Below are 21935 nucleotides of genomic sequence, written 5' to 3'. Positions count from 1 at the left end.
GGTGGGCCGGGGTTGGGCGGGGGCTGGTCGGGGGTGAGGGGGGTGACGGGTTTGTCTTTGGCGGCGGTGGTGTCGGGTGGGGCTTTGGTGGTGGTTTCGATCTCGCCTGCGGAGGTCTTCTTGCCTTCGCCGACTTTTCCGTCGACTTCTTCCTTGACGCGGTCGGCTTTGCCGGAGTCGGCGAACTTGTCGGCCTCGTCGAGGTTCTTCGGGGCTTGTTTGGCGATGGCGGCGTTGACCGCGGTGATGAAGGCGGCCTTGTCGAACTCGCCGGGTTTGGCGGCGTGCATCTTCTCCGCGTTGGCGGTCTTGCCCTGGGCTTCCTTGTCGTCCGGTGGGGCGACCGCCGCGTCCTGCGCGGCCTTGGACTCCGCCGCCGCCGGCGGATGCTGGGCGACCGCGCGCTTCTTCGCGGCCACATCGGCCTGGACCCGGCGGAACCCGGGAGCCTGCGACGGCGGAGGCTTCACCGGCGCGCTATAGCGCTGGGCGACCAGACCGGCAACGGCACGATTGCCCACCACACCCTGCAACCGCTGCACCAACCGCGGATCGGCAACACCACGCCCACCGGCCGCCGGCGGCGCCGCGGAGACGGCAGGGGCGTCCGCGTGGGACCCGGCGTCGGTGGAGGGCGGCCGGGCGGGCCGCGGGCCGTCCGGGGCGGGCTTGCGGTCGGTGGTCTTCACGGCGGCATCCGCCGCCCGGCCCGGTGACCCGGCTCGGGCCCCGGGCGATGGAAATCGCTGCGACCGCGCGTCCCCCGCATGCGTTCAGCATGTGGTGGCCCACCGGGACCGGGCACGTCCTCGCGGGTACCTGCTTCGGACAGTCCCCGGTGCCCTTCCGGGCAGCCGGAGCCGCCCGATCGGCCCCACCCCGGCGCCGCTCACCCCGTGGCGGGCCCCTCCGTCCCGAGGAACCGGAACGCGCCGCCCCGCACCTGGTAGAAGAACGTGCCGTCGCCGCGGAAGACCCCGTCCGCCTCGTTGAACATATAGGTCTTCGACACCCCGTCATACCGGCCCTTCCGCAGCACCGGCAGGACGTCCTCGCGGGTCACCCGTTCGCGGTCCAGCCCGTCGACGTGCCGGGCCAGCAGGCGCACGGCGTCATAGGCCTCCGCGGCGTAGGGGGCGGGCGCGGTGCCGAATCGGGTACGGAAGTCCCGGGCGAAGGCGCGGGCGCGGGGGCCGGCGGCGGGCGCGGTGGCGTCGATGACCGTGGAGACCAGCAGCCAGCCCTCGGCAGCGTCACCCGCCTCGCGGAGGAAACGCGGGTCGTGCAGCGCCTGGGTGCCGAGCACCAGCCCGTCGTAGCGGGCCTTCCGCAGCGAACGGGCGAACCGGGCTCCGTCCGGCCAGGAACCGCCGTAGATGATCGCGTCCGGGTTCTGGCCGGTCAGGCTGCGTACCGGGGGCCCGTAGTCGGTGGTGGCGGCGGGAATGACGGTGGGGATGTAGTCGACCGCGCCGTCGCGGAGTGCCGGGCTCAGCCCGCGCGTCACCTGCCAGCCGTACGTCGTCCCGTCGTCCACCAGGGCGCAGCGGGCGATGCGCCGGTCGCCGAGGAACTTCAGCAGCGGGAACATGTGGTAGGCGTTGTTGGGCCGGGCGGCCAGGAACGCCCGGTTCAGGCGGGTGATGTCGCCGTCCCAGACGCTCATCAGACCGAGCCCCGCCTCGCCGTACGCCGTCATGACCGCTTCGGCGGCCACCGTCGACGTGGCGCCCAGCACCGCCACCACCCTCCGGTCGCCGATCAGTTTCCGGGCGGCCGCGCGGGACGCCGCTTCCTGCCCCCGGTCGTCGACGATCCTCAGCTCGAAGTCGAAGGGGACGTCCCCCTCGCGGGCGTTGAGGTGTTCCACGGCGAGCCGCGCGCCGCGCTCGTGAGCCGCGCCCACCGGGCTGCCGCCTCCGCTGAGGTCGGCCTGAAGGCCCACCGCCAGGACCGGGCGGCGCGGCGGGTCCTCCGACGTCTTCTCGCCGGACCCGCCGGACGGGCCGAACCGCCAGAACGCGACCCCGCCGCCCGCCGCCAGCAGCAGGCTCCCGGAGGCGAAGAGGAACCGGCGGCGGGCGGGCGGCGCCGGACCGACCGTCCCGCGCGGCGCGGGACGGGGCGGAGGTGGGGGCGGGACACGGTCGCGCAGCGGAACGCCGCTCGCCGAGGCGGGCGGCACTCGGTCGCGCAGCGGAACGGTGGCGCCCTCCGGTGCGGCGCCCAGCGCCTCGTACGGCGGCCACTCCAGCATCGACTGGGTGCGCCGGGCGATCAGATGGGTCACCGGGGCGGGCAGCCAGCCCGGCCCGGCCGCGTCCGTGGCCCACTCCCGCCGCAGCCGGTCCGCGGTGGGACGGCGTGCCGGATCCTTCTCCAGGCACGCCTCGATCACCGGACGCAGGGCCCCGGGAACGCCGGAGAGGTCCGCCGGATAGTGGACGGTACGGAACAGCAGCGCCTCCACCGGCCCCGAGCCGAACGGGCGCTCGCCGGACGCCGCGTAGGCCAGCAGACAGCCCAGCGAGAAGACGTCACTGGGCGAGCGGATCGCCCGGGAGCCCTGCGCCTGTTCCGGCGAGAGGAACCCCGGGGAGCCGATCACCACGTCGGTGGCGGTCAGCACGGTGTCGTCCAGCGCCCGCGCGATCCCGAAGTCGATCAGCCGCGGTCCGTCGAGGGCGAGCAGCACATTGCCGGGTTTGACGTCCCGGTGCACCAGGCCGGCCGCGTGCACCGTCTCCAGTGCCTCGGCGAGCATCCCGCCGAGTGCCCGGACGCCGCGCTCGGGCAGCGGTCCGTGTTCGCCGACCGCCTCGCCGAGCGCGGGTCCGGGCACGAACTCCGTGGCCAGCCAGGGGGCGCTCGCCTCCGGGTCGGCGTCGAGGACCGGTACCGCCCACCGGGAGCGGACCCGGCGGGCGGCGGCCACCTCCCGGCGGAAGCGGACCCGGAAGCCGGGGTCGTCGGTGTACTCGGCGCGGATGACCTTGATGGCCACCAGCGTTCCGGACGGCGCCCGTCCGAGCAGCACCATGCCCATGCCGCCCGCGCCGAGCCGGCCCAGGATGCGGTACTCGGAGATCTGTACGGGGTCGGTGGGGTGCGGCGGCTGCATCAGCGGTGGACTCTCCGGGTGCGGTCCCCGGCCGTGACCGGGCGGACCCGGGTGGCGGCGGCCGGGGAGGGGATACGGGTGGTGGTCACGACAGCTCCGGCTCACGTCGGCTTGCTCACTGCAGTTCCCGCTCGATCCGGTACAGGACGCGGGCGGCCCCTTCGGCGGCCAACCGGAGCACCTCCGTCCGGTCGTAGCCGTGGGCGCCCTTGACCGCGATCGCCGCGGTCACCGGACCGATCCGTGCCTTGGACCACGCGTAGCCCTGCGGGCCGCCGGACCCCGGGCCGGTGAAGGTACCCGCCTCGAACAGCGAGGCGTGCGCGTTCCTCAGGTCCTTCTCCTGGAAACGCATCGACATCAGATCCCGCACCCGCTGCCCGCCGCCCAGCTCCTGGTCCGGGCAGCGGAACCCCTGCTGGACCGAGTCGTCGATCTCGCGGTCCGCGTCCCGCTCGGTGCGGTGCACGGTCACGGTGACCGAACCCCGCACCCGGCCCTTGCCGTCCCGGGCGGGTTTGTCGATCCAGCGGGTCACGGTGGCCAGCACGTGCGGCGGCAGCGTGCCGCGCGACCAGACGCAGGAGGTGCCGAGCACCGGCCAGCTGCCGCTCACCTCGTAGGGCGTGTGCCGCACCATCCCCTGGGACCAGGTGTCGGGGGTGAGCACGGCGTCCGATGCGAGCCGCCGGGCCTGCGCGGTGGTCCTGGGCACCCTGGCCGGGTCGGGCGTGAAGTCGTACGCGGTCGGCAGGGTGCCGACGGGTGGCGTGCTGGTGGGGGCCGGTCCCGGTGGTGTGGTGGCGGTACTGGGGGAGGCGGTGGCCGACGTGGAGGCGGACCGGGTGGGTGGCCGCCTGCCGTGGTCGTCGGACCCGCCCGATCCGCAGCCGGTCAGTGCGGCCCCCGCCGTGACGGCGCACAGCAGGACGGTCGGTAAGCGGTGACGCGCGGTGCTGCGATCCATGTGTCCATCCCCCCGATGGCCCCTGGAACCCCCGTGTGCGGCGCGGTGCCGACGGCGAGAGTCTAGGGACGCGGGCGTGCTGGTGTGCGGTCCCCGGTGTCACGGAGTCGCTACGAAACCACGCCCACCACGGGGCCGTTCCCCGGGCGAGGCGGAGGCGGAGGCGGCGGCGGTGCTCCGGGCTTCGGCCCCGGTCCCGCCGGTTCCGCGCGGCGGGGCGCGGACCCCGGGCGGGCACGGCACCGGCGCGGCGTCGGCGACCGCACCGCGCCGGTGGTGCCGGGGGCGCGCCGGTGGTGCCGGGGAGGGCGTCCGGGCACGGCTCTGGCCGGATTTCGGCCCCGGCCGGCGGGGAACCGGCCGATCCTGGACCGGCCGGGCACCCGCGGTGATAAGACCGTTGAGCCGAACACGGGTGAACATCGCGGGGACACGGGGGACATGGGCCGGCGCCAGGAGGTCGTCACCGATCGGATCGCGGCACGAGGGGCCGCCCGCGCCGGTCCGCGGGCGTCCTCGCCCGTTGCCGGACCCGCGGCGGTCCCGGCCGGGAGGCGTCGGGAAGCATCGCCGGCGCGAGGGCTGCCGGCGGTGCGCCCGCGCCCCCTGCCCCGCTCCGCCGGGCACACCCGCCGGACCGGGCGGCGGGACCACGCCGCGACGGCGGGGCGGGAACCTGCCCGGGTACCGGAAGTCCGGCCACGCCGGGGCCGCTGTCACCCCCTGTCGATACCGTCACAGCCGTCCGTCACGACCATCAGAGAACCGGGAAGACCGATGAAGGCCTCCGAGACGATCCTCGCCGATCTCATGCAGGGCAGGTCCCAGCAGTTCCAGATCCCGCTGTATCAGCGCACCTACTCATGGACCGAGAAACAGCTGGAGCAGTTGTGGCGGGACGTCCTGGACCAGGCACGGCTGCTGGAGGACGGCGAGGCCGGAACCACCCACTTCCTCGGCTCCGTGGTGCTCGCGCCCTCCCCGGTCACCGAACCCACCTTCCCCCGGTGGCTGGTCGTCGACGGCCAGCAGCGGCTGACCACCCTGTCGCTCGCCCTCGCCGCCGTCCGGGACCACCTGGCGGACACCGACCCCGACGCCCGTGAGCGGATCGACGAGGACTACCTCATCAACAAGCGCCGGCACGGCGACGACTTCTTCCGACTGCTCCCGACCCAGGCGGACCGGGCGCACTACGCCGCCTACATCCGCGGCACCCACACCGGCACCGGCGGGGGAGACCGGATCGGCGCCACCTACCGCTTCTTCCGGCTCAAGCTCGTCAAGGCCGGCGACCCCGCCGACCCCTACGACATCGGGTGCATCGAACAGGCCATCGCGTCCCGGCTGACCCTCGTCACCGTCAGCGCCGAGAAGGACGACAACGTCCACCGCATCTTCGAGTCGCTGAACAACACCGGACTGAAGCTCAGCCAGGCCGACCTGCTGCGCAACTACCTCTTCATGAAGCTGCCGGAACGGGGTGAGGCGGTCTACGAGACCTACTGGCTGCCGCTCCAGAGCGCCTTCCGCAACGAAGACCTCGAACACCTCATGTGGCTCCAGCTGATGCTCGACGGGGAGGACGGGGTACGGCGGCAGGACCTCTACACGGCCCAGCAGGCCCGCTTCGAGAAGCACGGCAGCGACGAGGCGGCCATCGAGGCGTACATCCGGGAACTCCACCGCCGCTCGGCGCACTTCGCGCGCATCCTGGACCCCGAGCGGGAGGCGGACCCGCGGGTGCGGGAGTGTCTGCGGCGGCTGCGCGCCTGGCAGGCGGGGGTGGCCCACCCGGCGGTGATGATGCTGCTCGACCAGCGCGAGAAGGGCCTCGTCGACGACGCCGAAGTGGTCAGGGCGCTGACCTACGTCGAGAGCTTCCTGGTCCGGCGCATGATCTGCTGGATCCCGACCAACAACCTCAACCGCATCTTCCAGGCCCTGCCCAGCCAGCTGCCGAGGGACGTGTCCCCGGCGGTCGGGCTGCGCCAGCTGCTCTCCGCGGCGCGCCGGTTCTGGCCGACCGACGAAGAACTCCGCCACCACCTGCGCACCGGCCGCTTCTACGAACGCGGGCTCGCGGTCCAGCGCAAATTCGTGCTCCAGCGGCTGGAAGAGAGCTACGGGCACCCCGAACCGGTCGACTTCGGCCAGGCGAAGCTCACCGTCGAACATGTGATGCCGCGATCGGCCGGCCACGAATGGCTCACCGCGCTGGCCGACGACTGCGCTCCCGGTGAGAACCCCGAGGAGGTGCACGAGCGGCTGGTGCACACCCTGGGGAACCTCACCCTCACCGCGGTCAACTCGCAGCTCTCCAACAACCCCTTCGAGCGGAAGAAGGACCTGCTCGACGCCAGTCATCTGGAGATGAACCGGCGGATCGCCGGCACCCCGCGGTGGGGCGCGAAGGAGATCCTGGCCCGAGCCGACGAGCTCGCCGACCGCGCCATCGCGCTGTGGCCGTCGCCGGTGGAGGGCGTCGCGCGGGTGGAGCGCGGACGGGACTGGGAACAGCTCCACCAGGCGCTCGCCGCGCTGCCCGACGGCACCTGGACCACCTACGGCGACCTGGCCGCCCTCATCGGCTCCAGTGCCCAGGCGGTGGGCACCCACATCGCCAACACCCGCGGACTGCTCAACACCCACCGCGTCCTCACCTCCGAAGGGCGGGTGGCCGACGGGTTCCGCTGGCCGGACGGCGAGGACCGGGGCACGGTGCGGGACGTGCTCACGGCCGAGGGAGTGGACTTCACCTCGGCCGGCGCCGCACTGCCGGCGCAACGGCTGGCCGCCGGGGACCTCACCGATCTGCTGGGCCTCCGGGAGGGCGACGACGAGGCCGGGCAGCCCGGCACCACCGAAGCCACCCCCGTCACCTGGCAGGAGCGCCGGGAACGCTTCCACGCGCAACTGGGCGCCGACAACAGTGCCGCGGTCGTCGCCGGGACCGTTGAACTGCTCGACTTCTGGGAAGCCTCCGGAGGCTGGATCGGCCACGGCTGGGGCAAGATCTACACCAGCGCCTTCCTCATGCTGGACCGGCCGGCGGCCGGGCAGATCTGGCCGCTGATCGTCGCTCCGGGAACCGGCCGTGGCGGCGGCATGGAGGTGGTCTTCCAGCAGCTCGCCACCCGGGAACCGTTCACCGATCCCGCGCTGCGGGACGAGTTCCGGCAGCGGCTCAACCGGATCGACGGTGCCGACATCCCGGAGGGCAAGATCGCGCTACGGCCCGGCGTCCCGCTGTCCGTCCTCGGCACCGAGGAGAACCGCGCCGTGCTGTTCGAGGCCCTGACCTGGTTCCGGGACCGTGCCCTGACCGCCGAGTGAGACGGCCGCCGCCGCGGCCCCGCTCTCCGGGGCGTGGCCGCCGCGCCCCCGCCTCACGCCGCCTCGTCCCCCCGTACCAGGCGGCGGAAGCGGTCCACGATGGGGAACCGTTCGCGTTGTTCGCGGGCGCTGCGGTCCAGTTCCTCCATCAGGCGGGTGGCGCGGTGCTCCATGTCGAGCTCGTCGAGGATCCGGTCGATCTCGGCCAGCAGGGCGCCGTGCAGCTGCCACTGCCGGGGGTGTTCCTGGATCCGGCGCAGCAGCAGGTGGGCGACGGTCTCGCGGCTCGCGGCGGCGGCTTCCAGTTCGACGAAGAGGCGGGTCTCCGCCTCCTCGGCGTTGGCGCTGACCTGGGTGGTGACCAGGACCGCGAAGCTCTCCACGGCGGCGGCCACGTGGTGGAACAGCTCTTCGAGCGCGGTGGCGACGTCCTCGGGGAAGAGCGGCTCGTCGGTGCGGTGCTTGGCCAGGTCGGTGAGGGTGCGGGCCAGCACCCGCAGCACCACCGTGCAGATCTCCAGCGTGTCGAGGCCGGTGCGCAGCACGACGCGGTGCAGCAGCCCCTCCTTGACCCGGGGGTTGAACCGCAGGCTGTCCTCCGCCTGGCGGAGGGCGGCGTCCACCTCGGCGACGTCGTTGTCCAGGCGCCGGGCCTCGTGGAGCCGGGCGGCGGCCCGCTCGACCGGGGTGTGGCCGCCGAGTTCCTGACCCATGTGGTGCAGCAGCGTACGCAGCCGCCGGGCCAGGTCCTCGATCGACTCGCCGGCGGTCTGCACCCAGACCGGTGGGGCGAGGAAGAAGTTGAACAGCAGTCCGACGACGGCGCCGATGAGGGTCTCCAGGACCCGGTCCCAGGCGGTGTCGGCCACCTGGGTGACGCCGAGGACCAGCATGGCGCTGATCGCCACCTCGGGCACGAACTCGCTCACCCGCACGATGTGCCCCACCAGCAGCGAGGCGAGGATGATCAGGCCCAGGCTCCACCAGGTCAGGCCGACCAGGGCGCTGAAGCCGCTGGCGATCAGCACCCCGGCCACCACCGAGTTCACCCTGCGGATTCCGGTGGTGAGGGTGGCGTAGAGGGTGACCTGCACGACGAGCAGCGCGGTGAGCGGGGCGGTGAGCGGGGCCGGTTCGCTGCTGAGCTGCAGGGCGACGACATAGGAGATCGTCGCGGCGGCCGTGGAGCGGAGGGCCTGCACCACCAGCGGGTGGCGACCGCGTCTGATGAGCCTGGCTACGGGATCGGACACCTCGGGCACCTTGTGCTCCTTCCCGCTCACTGGCCGCGCAGACACCGGAAATCTCCCCTGCCACCTGGCTGGATGCCAGGAGGCGTGCCGGGCCGGGGAGGATCTCAGCCGGGCGGGACCCGGTCGGCCAGGGCCAGCAGCCGGGTGACGGTGTTCCAGTTGCGTGCCGTGGCGGTGACGTCGCCGAGCCGCAGGCCGGTGATCTTCGCGGCGAGCTTGGAGCGGCCGATGCCGTCCGGGCACCACAGGTAGATCTCACGGCCGGTCAGCCGGAACCGGTCCGGGGCGTACCGGTCCGGATCGATGGCGTCCAGGCCGGAGGTGTCGGCGGGCACCCCGGAGAGGAAGACGACGTGCAGGGTCTTCGGCTCGGCGGCGGCCCGCGGGTACGGGTTGGCCGCTACGGTGGCGGCCAGCTCGTCGCGGGTGCGCACCGTCACCGGCACCGGGACGTTCAGCTCGGCGGCGATGCCGTCCTCGATCCGGCGGGCCGTCTCCTCCGGGGGCGTGCCGGGATCGGCGAACACCAGGTTGCCGGTCTGGAGGTGCACGGTCACCTCCCGGTACCCCAGGCCGTGCATCACCTCCCGCTGCCGGTCCATGGGGAACCTGGCGTGTCCGCCGACGTTGATGCCGCGGAGCAGGGCGATCTGGGCAGTCATCCGGGGAGTCTCCTCACGTGACGGGCGCGCGGTCGCGGGCCGCCCGCCGCGTGGTGGCCCGGGGTGCGGGCGGCGGGGGAGGCGCCGGCGGCGCGCCGGGCCGGGGCGGGCATGATGGGGGAGTGCGGCTGGAACCTATCTCCTGGGAGCGGCTGACCGATGCGCTCGCCGGGCACCTCGCGGCGGCCGGGGCGGCGGACGGCGGGCCGTGGCTGCGGGTCGCGGTCGACGGCGCGCCGGCGGCGCGCCCGGGCGAGCCGGCGGACCGGCTCGGAGCCGCCCTGCGCACCCTCGGGCGGCCGGCCCTGGTGGTCGGCGCGCACGGCTTCCTGCGTCCCGCGTCGCTGCGGCTGGAGCACGGACGGCAGGACGCCGACGCGTACTTCGGCGGCTGGCTGGACACCGGCGCGCTGTGGCGGGAGGTCTTCACCCCGCTGGAGCCGGGCGGCACCGGGCGGGTGCTGCCGGACCTGTGGGATCCGGTGGCGGACCGGGCGACCCGCAGCGGCTACGTGGAACTGCCGCCGGGCGGGGTGCTGCTGCTGCACGGCCCGCTGCTGCTCGGACACTGGTTCCCCTTCGATCTCACGGTGCATCTGAGGCTGTCCCCGGCGGCGCTGGCCCGGCGCACCGACGAGCGCGAGCGGTGGACGCTGCCGGCGTTCGCCCGCTACGAGGACGAGGTGGGGCCGGGCGACGCGGCCGATGTGGTGGTGCGCGCCGACGATCCCGCCCATCCGGCCTGGACGGGCATCCGGAACCGGTGAGCCCGGACGGCGGGGGCCCGGGCAGCGGCCGGCGCCGCGACGGGAAGCCGGCGGCGTCGCGGGGCCGGGCGCTCCGGGGTCAGAACAGCGGCTGCGGCAGGACGCCCTCCAGGGCGAGCAGGCTGCGCTTGGTCTCCAGGCCGCCGCCGAAGCCGCCTATGCCGCCGTCGCTCTCCACCACCCGGTGGCAGGGGACGACGACCGGCAGCGGGTTGCCGCCCATCGCGGTGCCGACCGCGCGGGCCGCGCCCGGCTCACCGACCCGGTCGGCGAGGTCCTGGTAGCCGACCACAGTGCCGTACGGGACGTGCTCGGCCAGCTCGCGCAGCACCCGCCGGTTGAATCCCGCGGTGAGGGACCAGTCCAGTGGCAGGCCGAACTCCCGGAGCGTTCCGGAGAAGTACGCGGTGAGCTGGCGTATCGCTTCCTCGAGCCGCTCCCGGCAGGCGTCGGTGGGGGCGGAACCCAGGCGGCGGGTGAGCCGGTCCACGGTGCGGGCGGCCGTGCGGTCGTCGGCGTGGAAGGCCACCTGGGCCAGCCCCTGACCGGTCGCGGCGAGCAGCAGCGGGCCGATGGGGGTGTCCAGCACCGCCCATGACCACGGTCGCGCGTCCGGCCGTCGGGCCGGTTCGGTCGGCTCTGTGTTCGTCACGGATCCAGGGTAGGCGGGGGCACCGACAGTGCCCCGGCCACCGGTCGGGGGGGGCGTGGCCGGCGCTCCGGTCAGTGCCCGGGGCACCGGCCGCGCCTCGTCGGCCGACGGCCGGCCCTGGGGGCACCGGTGGCGCCCCCAGGGCCGGCCGTGCGGCGGCGCGGACCTCGCGCGGGCGGGGTCAGCGGGACGCGAGGGCCCCGGCGGCCTCGTCCCGGCGGGCGTCCTCGTCCACGGCGTCACGCACCACGTCGGGCGTGTTGGTGATGATGCCGTCCACCCCCATCCGGGCGACCGTGACCGCGTTCGTGGCGTCGTTCACCGTCCAGGTGAAGACCTCCAGCCGGCGGCCGTGGGCTCCCTCGAGCTGGTGGACCGCGTCGACGTAGTCGGCGCTTATGGTCCGGTAGCTGGGGTTGATCTGGTCGGTGAACGCGGCGTACGTCGGCAGGTCGGCGACGGCCGGGGTGCCGAGGAAGCCCGTCTTGACGTCCGGGCGAAGTGCGTGGACGGTCCGCACCGAGTTGGCGCTGAAGCTCTGGATGATCAGCCGGTGCTTGACGTGGTGCCGATTCAGCCAGCCCTCCGACCGCAGCACCCGGAGGGTCTCGCTCTCGATGCCGGGGTACAGCTCCGGGGCCTTGATCTCCATCAGCAGGTTCTGGTGGTTGTCCGAGACCCGCTCCAGGTACTCCTCCAGCGTCGGCACCCGCTCGCCCGCGAACCGGGCGCCGAACCAGCTGCCCGCGTCCAGCTGCCGGATCTCCTCCAGGGTGAAGTCGGCGATCTTCCACGGCGCGCGGTCGGGGAAGACCTGCTCGACGTCGGTGGTCCGGGCCAGCGTGGTGTCGTGCACGATGACCAGCTCGCCGTCCTTGGTGCGCTGGACGTCGTTCTCCACCCACCTGATGCCCAGTTCGTCGGCCGCGTCGACGGCGGCGAGGGTGTTCTCGGGGGCGTAGGCGGAGGCCCCGCGGTGGGCCACGGTGAGCGGTCTGTGCGGATGGTCGACGGCCTGAGCGGCCGCTGCGGGAAGCAAGAGCGCGGAGATACCCAGGATCGCCCCGGACAGGGCGGCGAGCGGGCGGATCAGCATGTGTGACTCCTCGCATCGTCTGCGTCACGGACGCGCGAAGCGTCCCAGCCATGACCTACCGGGGGAAGGGGCCCGGATGGCCGGAGATTGAACGAGGGGTGTACCGGAGGTTCCGGCGGGCGGCCGAGGGGGCCCTGCGCGGGGCCCCGCCCGGCGGCCGAGACGCGCCGTCGGTGCAGGTCAGCGGCGCGGGCGCTCGAAGGTGACGAGCAGTCCCTCGACACCGCCGGGGCCCACGCGGCCCTTCACGTCGGCACCGGTTATGGCCTTCACCTGCCAGCCGTCGGCCGCGTACTTGTTCAGGACGTCCTCGACCTTGTCCGCCGACATCTTGCCGCCGATCAGCTTTTCGCGAATCTGGACCACCTTGTATTCGTACATGATCAAATCCTTTCGGGGGTGCTCTGCGCAGCCGACGCGCCGTGGTGTCGGACGTGCGGGTGCGGAACAGGCTACGAGGGCGGAACCGGGCCGTTGTCAGTGGCGGGTCGTACGGTGGGACCATGCGGCCCGTATCCCAGATCGAACGCAAGGTGGCGCCCTTCGAGGTCGTCAGCCCCTACCAGCCCAGCGGCGACCAGCCCACGGCCATCGCCGACCTGGAGCGGCGCATCCGCGCCGGTGAGAAGGACGTCGTGCTGCTCGGGGCGACCGGCACCGGCAAGTCCGCGACCACCGCGTGGATGATCGAGAAGCTCCAGCGGCCGACGCTCGTGATGGCACCCAACAAGACGCTCGCCGCCCAGCTCGCGAACGAGTTCCGCGAGCTGCTGCCGAACAACGCGGTCGAGTACTTCGTGTCGTACTACGACTACTACCAGCCCGAGGCGTACGTCCCCCAGTCGGACACCTACATCGAGAAGGACTCCTCGATCAACGAGGAGGTCGAGCGGCTGCGCCACTCCGCGACGAACTCCCTGCTCACCCGGCGTGACGTCGTCGTGGTCGCGTCCGTCTCCTGTATCTACGGCCTGGGCACGCCGCAGGAGTACGTGGACCGGATGGTGCCGCTCCGGGTCGGCGAGGAGATCGACCGCGACCAGCTGCTGCGCCGCTTCGTCGACATCCAGTACACCCGCAACGACCTGGCGTTCACTCGCGGCACCTTCCGGGTCCGGGGCGACACCATCGAGATCTTCCCGGTCTACGAGGAGCTCGCGGTCCGCATCGAGATGTTCGGCGACGAGATCGAGGCGCTGTCCACGCTCCACCCGCTGACCGGCGAGGTGATCTCCGACGACCAGGAGCTGTACGTCTTCCCGGCCAGCCACTACGTCGCCGGACCCGAGCGCATGGAGAAGGCCATCTCCGGGATCGAGCGGGAGCTGGAGGAGACGCTGGCCCGCCTGGAGAAGCAGGGCAAGCTCCTGGAGGCGCAGCGGCTGCGGATGCGGACCACCTACGACATCGAGATGATGCGGCAGATCGGCACCTGCTCCGGCATCGAGAACTACTCGCTGCACGTCGACGGCCGGGACCCCGGCACCCCGCCGCACACCCTGCTCGACTACTTCCCCGAGGACTTCCTGCTCGTCATCGACGAGTCGCACGTCACCGTCCCGCAGATCGGCGCGATGTACGAGGGCGACGCCTCCCGCAAGCGCACCCTGATCGAGCACGGCTTCCGGCTGCCGTCCGCGCTCGACAACCGCCCGCTGAAGTGGGAGGAGTTCCTGGAGCGGACCGGGCAGACGGTGTACCTCTCGGCCACTCCCGGGCCGTACGAACTCTCCCGCGGCGACGGCTTCGTGGAGCAGATCATCCGGCCCACCGGGCTCATCGACCCGGAGGTCGTGGTCAAGCCGACCGACGGTCAGATCGACGACCTCATCCACGAGATCCGCACCCGCACCGAGAAGGACGAGCGCGTCCTGGTCACCACCCTCACCAAGAAGATGGCCGAGGACCTCACCGACTACATGCTGGAACTCGGCATCCAGGTGCGCTACCTGCACAGCGACGTGGACACCCTGCGCCGGGTCGAACTGCTGCGGGAGCTGCGGGCCGGCGAGTACGACGTGCTGGTCGGCATCAACCTGCTCCGGGAGGGCCTGGACCTCCCCGAGGTCTCCCTGGTGGCGATCCTCGACGCGGACAAGGAGGGCTTCCTGCGGTCCGGGACCTCGCTGATCCAGACGATCGGGCGCGCCGCGCGGAACGTCTCCGGCCAGGTCCATATGTACGCGGACAAGATGACTCCGGCGATGGAGAAGGCCATCGACGAGACCAACCGGCGCCGGGAGAAGCAGATCGCCTACAACACGGCCAACGGCATCGACCCGCAGCCGCTGCGCAAGAAGATCGGCGACATCGTGGCGACCATCGCCCGCGAGGAGCTCGACACCAAGGAGCTGCTGGGCAGCGGCTACCGCCAGGCCGGCCAGCCCGCGGGCAAGGGCAAGGGGCAGGCCAAGGCCCCGGTGCCCGCGCTCGCCGCGCACAAGCCCGGCGCCGGCCGGAACGGGACCCCCACCGACCGGCCGGCCGCGGAACTCGCCGAGTTGATCGAGGAGATGACCGACCGGATGCGGGCCGCCGCGGCGGAGCTGCAGTTCGAGGTGGCCGCCCGGCTCCGCGACGAGGTGGGCGAGCTGAAGAAGGAGCTCCGGCAGATGCGGGAAGCCGGTCTGTCCTGACCCCTGCCCCGAATCCGCCCCGGACACCGTCCGTGGGCCGTCCCGGGGGCCGTGTCGCTCCCGCCCCCGGGGCCTCCGTGCCCCCCACCCGCACCGTCACACCGCCCGCATGCCGGGCGGTGTGTTGCAAGAACGACACAAAGCCACCACCGGCGGCCGGACCGTCCGCGCCAGTGCATAGGGTTCGAGGAGGCCGCACGAGACGGGCGGCCACGGGGTCAACGAGAAATGAGAGTAGGGACAGCGCGTGACGGTCAATATGTCCAAGGGCCAGTCGATCAGCCTGCAGAAGGCCGACGGTGGCACCCTGACCGCGGTGCGAATGGGACTGGGATGGCAGGCCGCCCCCCGGCGCGGGCTGTTCGGTTCCCGTACCCGGGAGGTCGACCTTGACGCCTCGGCGGTCCTGTTCGCCGACAAGCAGCCCACCGACGTGGTGTTCTTCCGTCACCTCACCAGCGACGACGGCTCGGTGCGGCACACCGGCGACAACCTGGTCGGCGGCGTGGGCCAGGGCGGGGACGACGAGGCGATCCTGGTCGACCTGCAGCGGGTGCCGGTCCACATCGACCAGATAATCTTCACCGTCAACTCCTTCACCGGTCAGACCTTCGCCGAGGTGCAGAACGCCTTCTGCCGCCTGGTGGACGAGACCAACGGCCAGGAGCTGGCGCGTTACACCCTCACCGGTGGCGGCCAGTACACCGCCCAGATCATGGCGAAGGTCCAGCGGGCCGGCAACGGCTGGCAGATGAAGGCGGTCGGCGAGCCCGCCAACGGCCGTACCTTCCAGGACCTGATGCCGCACATCGTGCCGCACCTGTAAGACCGCGCCGCGGCAGCGGCACGGACGGCGGTCGGCGGCCCGGCGGCGAGAACGCCGCCGGGCCGCCGAGTATCCGCACCCACCGCACGGGACCGCCCGACCACACGCGGCACGGCCCCGGGCGGGGCGGCGTCCCGTCCGACGCACCGACCACCTACGCACAGGCACCGAGCAGTGGAACGCAACGAGGGAGCACAACGATGACGGCCGAGCTGGTCCGCGGGCAGAACCACCCCCTGCCTCAGACCCGCCTGGAAATACGGGTCTCGGCGGGCGAACCCGTCGTCGCGGGAGCGACGCTCGCGGACGAGAACGGCACCGTGCGCGGTGCGGAACGGGTCGCCCACCCGGCCGCGCCGCAACTGCCCGGCATCGAGGTGTCCAAGCAGGCCGCGGCCGAGCACCGGCTCGCCGTCGACCTCGGCGCCCTCCCGGAGGACGTCCACCGGGTGAGCGTGCTGCTCGCGCTGCCCGCCGGGGTCGGCGGTCCCACCCGGTTCGGGACGCTGCCCGCGCCCTTCGTCGCCGTCACCGGCCTCGACGGCACCGGGATCGCCTGCTACACGATCATCGACCTGGACTCCGAGTCCGCGGTGGTCGCCCTGGAGCTCTACCGCAGGCAGAGCGTGTGGAAGGTGCGCGCCATCGGCCAGGGGTACGCCGGCGGGCTCGCCGCCATGCTGCAGGACCAGGGGCTGTCCGACGCGGCCGCCCTGGCCGGCCGGATCAACGAGGCGGTCGTCCAGGGCATGGCCCGCTCGGTCGCCCAGCCCCCGCCCCGCCCCGCGGAGGGCAGCCGGGTCCGCCCGGTCGCCGCCGGCGCCGCCGACCCCGCCCCGGCCGCCGCGCCGGTTCCCCCGCCCACCGCGCCGGTTCCCCCACCCGCCGCCCAGTTGCCCCCGGTCGGCGCCCCGGCGCCCGGCGGCGGAGCCGGGGCCGGCACCCCGGGCGGCGGTGCCCAGGCACCCGGCGGGCCGGTGAACTACCAGCACCCCGGCCGCCGCACCACGGCCCCGCCCGCTCCCGCCCCGGCACCGGCGCCCGCCGAGCCCGGCCGGCCCGCCGCACCGGTGGCCGGCGACGCCTCCGGCTGGACCATGGAGGAACGCCTCTACAACCAGGTCTGGGGCATGTTCGAGGACCTGGCGCGGACCACCGCCGCGTATCGCAGCGCCGTCGACTTCGCCGACTCGCGCATGGAGCAGGAGCTGGACCGGGTGCTCTCCGACCCGCGCAGCCGGGTCGGGCCCGCCGCCGACGCCGCCCGCGCCGCGGCGCGGGCCAAGCACACCCAGCTGGCGGAGCAGGCCCGCGCGGCCCTCGACCGGGACCTGGCCCAGCTCAAGGCCGAGGCCGATGTCGTGGAACCGGCCCTGCCGCCCGCCTACGCCCGCTGGGACAGCCCGGTCTGGCACGCCTACCAGGTGCCGATGGAGCTGCCGATGGCGCTGCGGCTGGGCGACCTCCACCTGTCCGAGAGCACCGACCTGCGCATCCCCATGCTGGTGCGGCTGCCGCTGGAGCGGGGGCTGTGGATCGACAGCGGCCGCGGCTCCGCACCGGAGTCGGCGGTGCTGGACTCCGCCGGGCTGCGGCGGCTGGCCATGGACACCGCGGTGGCGCACGCCGCGCGGCTGCTGGCCGTCTACCCGGCGGGCGAGTTCACCGTGCACGTGATCGACCCGGCCGGCTCGGCCGCCGCCTCGCTCGACCCGCTGCTCCGGTCCGGGGTGCTGCGGGAGCCCCCGGCCGCCGGGGCGCAGGGGGTGACCCGGGTGCTCGCCGAGCTGACCCAGCGCGTCGACCTGGTCCAGATGGCGATCCGCAGCGGGGCCACCGACGCGCTGCCGCCGGACCTGGACATGGCCCAGCAGCTGCTGGTCGTCCACGACTTCCCGCACGGTTTCGACGACCGGGCCGTCACCCAGCTGCGGTACCTGGCGGACGAGGGCCCGGCCGTCGGGGTCCATCTGATGATGGTGGCCGACCGGGAGGACGCCCGGGCGTACGGGCCGGTGCTGGACCCGCTGTGGCGGTCGCTGCTGCGCATCACCCCGGTGCCGGACGACCACCTCGCCGACCCCTGGGTCGGCCATGCCTGGACCTATGAGCCGCCCGCCGTCCCGGAGGGCAGCCGGGTACTGCACCAGGTACTGGACCAGGTGGCCAGGGCTCGGCAGGCATATGGCGGCTGACCTGGGAATTTATCCATATCTTTACTCTTCCATGGGCGTTCCTGTACGCTTCATGCCACGGAGGGGAGTACTCCTACTGCGGCGTGCCCGTCACCACGGACCAACTGGATCCCGGGGCGCCGGCCCGTAGCGCGAGCGCGGGTGGAAGAGACCTCCGGCAGCGACGACGCTGAATTTGCCGTACGAATGCCGGAGGAACAGTGGACGTTTCCTTGACGCTCTGGGTGCTGACCATCGTCGGTCTGTGCGCCCTCATCGCCGTGGATTTCTTCATCGGCGGACGCAAACCGCATGAGGTCTCCTTGAAGGAGGCCGGTATCTGGACCGCGGTCTGGGTCGCCCTCGCCGGACTCTTCGGGCTCGGCCTGCTGATCTTCGGGGGCGGCCAGCCCTCCGGGGAGTTCTTCGCGGGCTTCATCACCGAGAAGTCACTGAGCGTGGACAACCTCTTCGTCTTCGTCCTGATCATGGCGAAGTTCGCGGTCCCGACGATCTACCAGCAGCGCGTGCTGATGGTCGGCGTACTGATCGCGCTGGTGCTGCGCGCGATATTCATCGGCGCCGGTGCCGCGATCATCTCCAACTTCGCCTGGGTCTTCTACATCTTCGGCGCGTTCCTCATCTGGACGGCCTGGAAGCTCGTCCAGGAGGCGCGGGCCGACGAGGAGGACGAGGAGTTCGAGGAGAACCGCTTCCTCAAGATGGTCGAGAAGCGCTTCCCGTCGACCGACAAGTACCACGGCACCAAGCTGTTCATCGTCGAGAACGGCAAGCGGCTGATGACCCCGATGCTGATCGTGATGCTCGCGATCGGCACCACGGACGTGCTGTTCGCCCTCGACTCGATCCCCGCGATCTTCGGCCTGACCCAGGACCCGTACATCGTCTTCACCGCCAACGCCTTCGCGCTGATGGGTCTGCGGCAGCTGTACTTCCTCATCGGCGGTCTGCTGAAGAAGCTGGTCCACCTCTCCTACGGCCTGTCGGTGATCCTCGGCTTCATCGGCGTCAAGCTGGTGCTGCACGCCCTGCACGAGTCGGGGGTGCACGTCCCCGAGATCAGCATCCCGGTCTCGCTCGGCGTGATCTGCGCGGTGCTCGCGGTCACCACGATCACCAGCCTGCGTGCCTCCAAGAAGGCCGCGGCCGCCGAGGCGTCGGCCGCGGACCGGACCGTCGAGCCCGGCCCGGCGGCCCCGGAGCCGGACGAGCCCGGCAGCAGGACCAGGACCGGCGCCGACGTCTGAACCTCCATGGCGCCACGGCACCGCGTGCGGCCCACCGCACCGCGGCCGCCCGGGGCGCCGGGAGCCCACCGCTGACGGCGCCACCGGACGCCGGCGCCGTCAGACGGCCGCCTCCTCGGCCGCACCGGGCCGCAGGAGGCGGCCGCTGGTTTCCGGGAGCAGGGCGAAGCAGCCCAGGCTGCACACCGCCAGCACGGTCAGATAGCAGGCCACCCCCCACGGCGGTCCACCGCCGTGGGAGAGGGAGGTCGCCACGATCGGGGTGAGCGCACCGCCGAGCACCCCCGCCAGGTTGTAGCCGACCGCCGCCCCGGTGCACCGCACCCGCGGCTCGTACAGCTCCGGCAGATACGCCCCGGTGACCGCGTACATCAGGATGAAGGCGAGCATCGCCCCCAGGAAGCCCAGGAACATCAGCAACGGCTCCCCGGTCTGCACCAGGGCGATCAGCGGGAACGTCCACAGCGCGGTGGCCGCGCAGCCGGTCAGGCACAGCGTCCGGCGCCCGAGACGGTCCCCGAGGTGCGCCACCAGCGGCGTGATCGCCCCCTTCACGGCCACCGCCGCCATGATGCAGCCGAGCATCACCGTGCGGTCCACCCCGAGCTCGTCGGTGCCGTAGGCGAGGGACCAGGTGGTGACGGTGTAGAAGACCGCGTAGCCGATGGCGAGGCCGCCCGCGGTGAGCAGCACCAGCCGCCAGTGGCCCCGGGCCACCTCGGCGAGCGGCGCGGTGGCGCGTTCCCCGCTCTCGGCGAGGGCGCGGAACTCGGGCGTCTCGGTGAGCCGGCTGCGCAGCAGCAGTCCGGCGGCGGCGAGCACGCCCGCGGCCCAGAACGGCACCCGCCACCCCCAGGACCGGAACTGCGCGTCGGTCAGGGCGGCGGACAGCGCCAGCAGCACGCCGTTGGCGAGCAGGAAGCCGACCGCCGGGCCGACCTGCGGGAATCCCGACCACAGCCCGCGGCGGTGGGCCGGCGCGTGCTCCGCGGTCAGCAGGACCGCCCCGCCCCACTCGCCGCCGAGCCCCAGCCCCTGCAGGAACCGCAGCGCGGTGAGGAGGACGGGGGCGGCGATGCCGATGGTGTCGTACGCCGGGACGAAGCCCACCGCGACGGTGGCGACACCGGTCAGCAGCAGCGACGCGACCAGGACGGGTTTGCGGCCGTGCCGGTCGCCGATGTGGCCGAACAGCAGCGACCCCAGCGGCCGGGACAGGAAGCCGACGGCGAAGGTGCCGAAGGCGGCCAGGGTGCCCGCGAGGGGCGAGAAGTCCGGGAAGAAGAGCGGGCCGAAGACCAGCGCCGCGGCACTGCCGTAGACGAAGAAGTCGTAGAACTCGATGGCGGTGCCGGCCAGGGACGCCGTGGCGAGGCGGATCATGGACGGCGGACGATCGTCGCGCATGCCGGGCCAAACGCGGCGGCGGCCGGCGGGGTTACGGGCCGGGACGGCCGCCGGATGCGGGGGCGCGCGGCGGATGCCGGGTGGTGCACCGGTGCCCGGGCCGGGGGCCCGGGAGCGGGCGCCGGCGCCGGGCGCGGGGTGGGCGCGGCGCGAGGTCCGCGCCCGCCCCGCTCACCGGCCGGGCCGGGGGCTCACCAGCCGCGTTCGCGCCACTCGCCCAGGTGCGGGCGCTCCGCGCCGAGCGTGGTGTCGTCCCCGTGGCCGGGGTAGACCCAGGTCTCGTCGGCCAGGACGAACAGCTTGTGCTCCACGTCGTCGATGAGGCTGGCGAAGGCCTTCGGGTCGTCGTGGGTGTTGCCCACCCCGCCCGGGAACAGGCAGTCGCCGGTGAAGACGTGCGGGTGGCCGTGCGGGTCGTCGTAGATCAGCGCGATGCTGCCCGGCGTGTGGCCGACCAGGTGGCGGGCGGTGAGCTCCACCCGCCCGACGCGGATGGTGTCCCCGTCCTCGACGAGCACGTCGGTGGGGACCGGGATGCCCTCCGCGTCGAACCGGCCGGCGTGGGTGCGCGCCCCGGTGGCGTCCACGACCTCCCGCAGCGCGCCCCAGTGGTCGCCGTGCTGGTGGGTGGTGACCACGGAGGCGATGCCGCCGTCGCCGATCAGGTTCAGCAGCGTCCGGGGCTCGGCCGCGGCGTCGATCAGCAACTGCTCGTCCGTGGCGCGGCAGCGCAACAGATAGGCGTTGTTGTTCATCGGCCCGACGGCGACTTTCGAGATCATCAGGTCCGGCAGCTCATGCACATCCGCAGGTCCGCCGACCGTGACCGCTCCGCTGTACGTCATGGGGTCAGCCTAGCGGCGGAAGGGCCGGCAGGGCGCCGTCCGTGATCTTCAGGTCGGAGCCGTCGGAGCGGCCGGTGAGCCAGCCCACCAGGGCGGTGGGGGAGCCGGTGACGGTGACCGGGGGCTCGTCGGCGCGGCCGGTGACGCGCTCGGTGCCGCCCTCGGCCCGCAGCCGCAGGGCGGGCACCTTCGGGTGGCCGGCGAACTTCTCCCCGGTGAGGAAGTCCAGCTCCTGCTCGACGAAGTCGCTGGGCAGGTCGTCCAGGGTGTAGCCGAGGTCCAGGTCGACGTGGTGCAGCTCGACCTCCACCAGCCTGCGGAACGTCAGCCGCGCGGCGCGCTCGACCACGCCGTTGCGCATGGCGACCTGGTACTCCCACCGGTCCCGGGGGAGGGCGGCGGCCGCGGCGTTGAACCGGTGGGCGCTGGTGCGCAGGTCGTCGAGGTGCACCGCGAGCGGGCGGTGGGCGTCCCGCTGGATGTCCGCGTCGCGGGCGCCCTCGCTGGCGTACATCGGCGTCTCCTCGCCGGTGCGTGCCCAGGTGAGGAGGTTGGTCAGGGCGTCGGCGTTGCGGGACAGGTGGGCGAGTACGTGGCCCCGGGTCCAGCCGGGCAGCAGGGAGGGCGCGGCGGCCGCCTCGTCGTCCAGCCCGGCGGCCGCGGTGAGCAGCCGGTCGGTGGCACCCTGTACCGCGGAGGCGTTGTGCGCGAAGTCACTCATGTCCCGCACCGTAGTACCTGCGCCACACGTTCGGGTGATCGCGGTGGACTTCGCCCGTAAATCGAATGTGCGTGCTATAGGCTCGGAGTGTTGCATCCTGGAACACATCGCCGTACCGCCCCCATACCCTGGGTCGAGGGGGCATCGCTCCGCTCCGCCTCTGCGCGTGCGACAGAGTCGGGCCGAAAGCAGAGCCCGGCGCAC

16 protein-coding genes and 1 pseudogene are annotated in these 21935 nt (G+C 73.0%); 6 read left to right on the top strand and 11 right to left on the bottom strand.

Annotated features, from left to right (window positions below):
* The 3 genes and pseudogenes from ACH4B3_RS28670 to ACH4B3_RS28660 all read right to left on the bottom strand — a co-directional run.
* Nucleotides 1–689: pseudogene (locus ACH4B3_RS28670) on the bottom strand (hypothetical protein); the annotation flags it as partial.
* Between the two features lie 200 nt (nucleotides 690–889).
* Nucleotides 890–3121, bottom strand: coding sequence for a bifunctional serine/threonine-protein kinase/ABC transporter substrate-binding protein (locus ACH4B3_RS28665; RefSeq protein WP_398467613.1), 2232 nt, complete (start codon nucleotides 3119–3121; stop codon nucleotides 890–892).
* Nucleotides 3122–3236: 115 nt separating this feature from the next.
* Entirely contained in the window at nucleotides 3237–4088 is an 852-nt protein-coding gene (locus tag ACH4B3_RS28660) for a hypothetical protein (protein WP_398467611.1), read from the bottom strand.
* Between the two features lie 777 nt (nucleotides 4089–4865).
* On the opposite strand from ACH4B3_RS28660, the gene ACH4B3_RS28655 reads away from it, so the two are divergent.
* Nucleotides 4866–7424: a DUF262 domain-containing protein gene (locus tag ACH4B3_RS28655; RefSeq protein WP_398467609.1), complete on the top strand. Its 2559-nt coding sequence runs from the start codon at nucleotides 4866–4868 to the stop codon at nucleotides 7422–7424.
* Between the two features lie 53 nt (nucleotides 7425–7477).
* Here the strand turns inward: ACH4B3_RS28655 and ACH4B3_RS28650 are convergent, their stop codons facing one another.
* Complete coding sequence (locus ACH4B3_RS28650; RefSeq protein WP_398467607.1) at nucleotides 7478–8686, bottom strand: aromatic acid exporter family protein; 1209 nt, start codon at nucleotides 8684–8686, stop codon at nucleotides 7478–7480.
* Nucleotides 8687–8781: 95 nt separating this feature from the next.
* Entirely contained in the window at nucleotides 8782–9339 is a 558-nt protein-coding gene (locus ACH4B3_RS28645; RefSeq protein ID WP_398467605.1) for a DUF1697 domain-containing protein, read from the bottom strand.
* Between the two features lie 122 nt (nucleotides 9340–9461).
* On the opposite strand from ACH4B3_RS28645, the gene ACH4B3_RS28640 reads away from it, so the two are divergent.
* Nucleotides 9462–10106, top strand: a complete 645-nt coding sequence (locus ACH4B3_RS28640; RefSeq protein ID WP_398467603.1) for a uridine kinase — start codon at nucleotides 9462–9464, stop codon at nucleotides 10104–10106.
* Nucleotides 10107–10185: 79 nt separating this feature from the next.
* Here the strand turns inward: ACH4B3_RS28640 and ACH4B3_RS28635 are convergent, their stop codons facing one another.
* From ACH4B3_RS28635 to ACH4B3_RS28625, 3 genes are all read right to left on the bottom strand, one after another.
* Nucleotides 10186–10758 carry a methylated-DNA--[protein]-cysteine S-methyltransferase gene (locus ACH4B3_RS28635; protein WP_398467601.1) on the bottom strand — a complete coding sequence of 191 codons (573 nt, stop codon included), beginning with the start codon at nucleotides 10756–10758 and terminating at the stop codon, nucleotides 10186–10188.
* Between the two features lie 181 nt (nucleotides 10759–10939).
* Complete coding sequence (locus tag ACH4B3_RS28630) at nucleotides 10940–11854, bottom strand: glycerophosphodiester phosphodiesterase (protein ID WP_398467599.1); 915 nt, start codon at nucleotides 11852–11854, stop codon at nucleotides 10940–10942.
* Nucleotides 11855–12034: 180 nt separating this feature from the next.
* Nucleotides 12035–12235: a DUF4177 domain-containing protein gene (locus tag ACH4B3_RS28625; RefSeq protein WP_398467597.1), complete on the bottom strand. Its 201-nt coding sequence runs from the start codon at nucleotides 12233–12235 to the stop codon at nucleotides 12035–12037.
* Between the two features lie 122 nt (nucleotides 12236–12357).
* Between ACH4B3_RS28625 and uvrB the strand changes: the two genes are divergently transcribed.
* The 4 genes from uvrB (at nucleotide 12358) to ACH4B3_RS28605 (ending at nucleotide 18758) form a co-directional block, all read left to right on the top strand.
* Nucleotides 12358–14490, top strand: coding sequence for an excinuclease ABC subunit UvrB (uvrB, locus tag ACH4B3_RS28620; RefSeq protein WP_398467595.1), 2133 nt, complete (start codon nucleotides 12358–12360; stop codon nucleotides 14488–14490).
* 247 nt (nucleotides 14491–14737) lie between these two features.
* Nucleotides 14738–15316 carry a TerD family protein gene (locus ACH4B3_RS28615; protein ID WP_398467593.1) on the top strand — a complete coding sequence of 193 codons (579 nt, stop codon included), beginning with the start codon at nucleotides 14738–14740 and terminating at the stop codon, nucleotides 15314–15316.
* Nucleotides 15317–15516: 200 nt separating this feature from the next.
* Entirely contained in the window at nucleotides 15517–17511 is a 1995-nt protein-coding gene (locus ACH4B3_RS28610) for a TerD family protein (RefSeq protein ID WP_398467591.1), read from the top strand.
* Nucleotides 17512–17711: 200 nt separating this feature from the next.
* Nucleotides 17712–18758, top strand: a complete 1047-nt coding sequence (locus ACH4B3_RS28605; protein ID WP_398467589.1) for a TerC family protein — start codon at nucleotides 17712–17714, stop codon at nucleotides 18756–18758.
* Between the two features lie 99 nt (nucleotides 18759–18857).
* Here ACH4B3_RS28605 and ACH4B3_RS28600 read toward each other — a convergent pair whose 3' ends face one another.
* From ACH4B3_RS28600 to ACH4B3_RS28590, 3 genes are all read right to left on the bottom strand, one after another.
* Nucleotides 18858–20141, bottom strand: coding sequence for an MFS transporter (locus tag ACH4B3_RS28600; protein WP_398467587.1), 1284 nt, complete (start codon nucleotides 20139–20141; stop codon nucleotides 18858–18860).
* A 215-nt stretch (nucleotides 20142–20356) separates the two neighbouring features.
* Nucleotides 20357–21010: an MBL fold metallo-hydrolase gene (locus tag ACH4B3_RS28595; protein WP_398467585.1), complete on the bottom strand. Its 654-nt coding sequence runs from the start codon at nucleotides 21008–21010 to the stop codon at nucleotides 20357–20359.
* 4 nt (nucleotides 21011–21014) lie between these two features.
* Nucleotides 21015–21731, bottom strand: a complete 717-nt coding sequence (locus ACH4B3_RS28590; RefSeq protein ID WP_398467583.1) for a maleylpyruvate isomerase family mycothiol-dependent enzyme — start codon at nucleotides 21729–21731, stop codon at nucleotides 21015–21017.
* Nucleotides 21732–21935: the final 204 nt, after the last annotated feature.

This window comes from Streptomyces sp. NPDC018031 (genome assembly GCF_044327625.1).
Classification (GTDB): Bacteria; Actinomycetota; Actinomycetes; order Streptomycetales; family Streptomycetaceae; genus Streptomyces.
This window is presented reverse-complemented; position numbering and strand designations above follow the sequence as displayed.

What these genes read in the sequence shown, in the direction of transcription:
- ACH4B3_RS28665 (WP_398467613.1), bottom strand. Translation starts at nt 3,121, where the DNA reads ATGCAGCCGCCGCACCCCACCGACCCCGTACAGATCTCCGAGTACCGC.
- ACH4B3_RS28660 (WP_398467611.1), bottom strand. Translation starts at nt 4,088, where the DNA reads ATGGATCGCAGCACCGCGCGTCACCGCTTACCGACCGTCCTGCTGTGC.
- ACH4B3_RS28655 (WP_398467609.1), top strand. Translation starts at nt 4,866, where the DNA reads ATGAAGGCCTCCGAGACGATCCTCGCCGATCTCATGCAGGGCAGGTCC.
- ACH4B3_RS28645 (WP_398467605.1), bottom strand. Translation starts at nt 9,339, where the DNA reads ATGACTGCCCAGATCGCCCTGCTCCGCGGCATCAACGTCGGCGGACAC.
- ACH4B3_RS28630 (WP_398467599.1), bottom strand. Translation starts at nt 11,854, where the DNA reads ATGCTGATCCGCCCGCTCGCCGCCCTGTCCGGGGCGATCCTGGGTATC.
- ACH4B3_RS28625 (WP_398467597.1), bottom strand. Translation starts at nt 12,235, where the DNA reads ATGTACGAATACAAGGTGGTCCAGATTCGCGAAAAGCTGATCGGCGGC.
- uvrB (WP_398467595.1), top strand. Translation starts at nt 12,358, where the DNA reads ATGCGGCCCGTATCCCAGATCGAACGCAAGGTGGCGCCCTTCGAGGTC.
- ACH4B3_RS28610 (WP_398467591.1), top strand. Translation starts at nt 15,517, where the DNA reads ATGACGGCCGAGCTGGTCCGCGGGCAGAACCACCCCCTGCCTCAGACC.
- ACH4B3_RS28600 (WP_398467587.1), bottom strand. Translation starts at nt 20,141, where the DNA reads ATGATCCGCCTCGCCACGGCGTCCCTGGCCGGCACCGCCATCGAGTTC.
- ACH4B3_RS28595 (WP_398467585.1), bottom strand. Translation starts at nt 21,010, where the DNA reads ATGACGTACAGCGGAGCGGTCACGGTCGGCGGACCTGCGGATGTGCAT.
- ACH4B3_RS28590 (WP_398467583.1), bottom strand. Translation starts at nt 21,731, where the DNA reads ATGAGTGACTTCGCGCACAACGCCTCCGCGGTACAGGGTGCCACCGAC.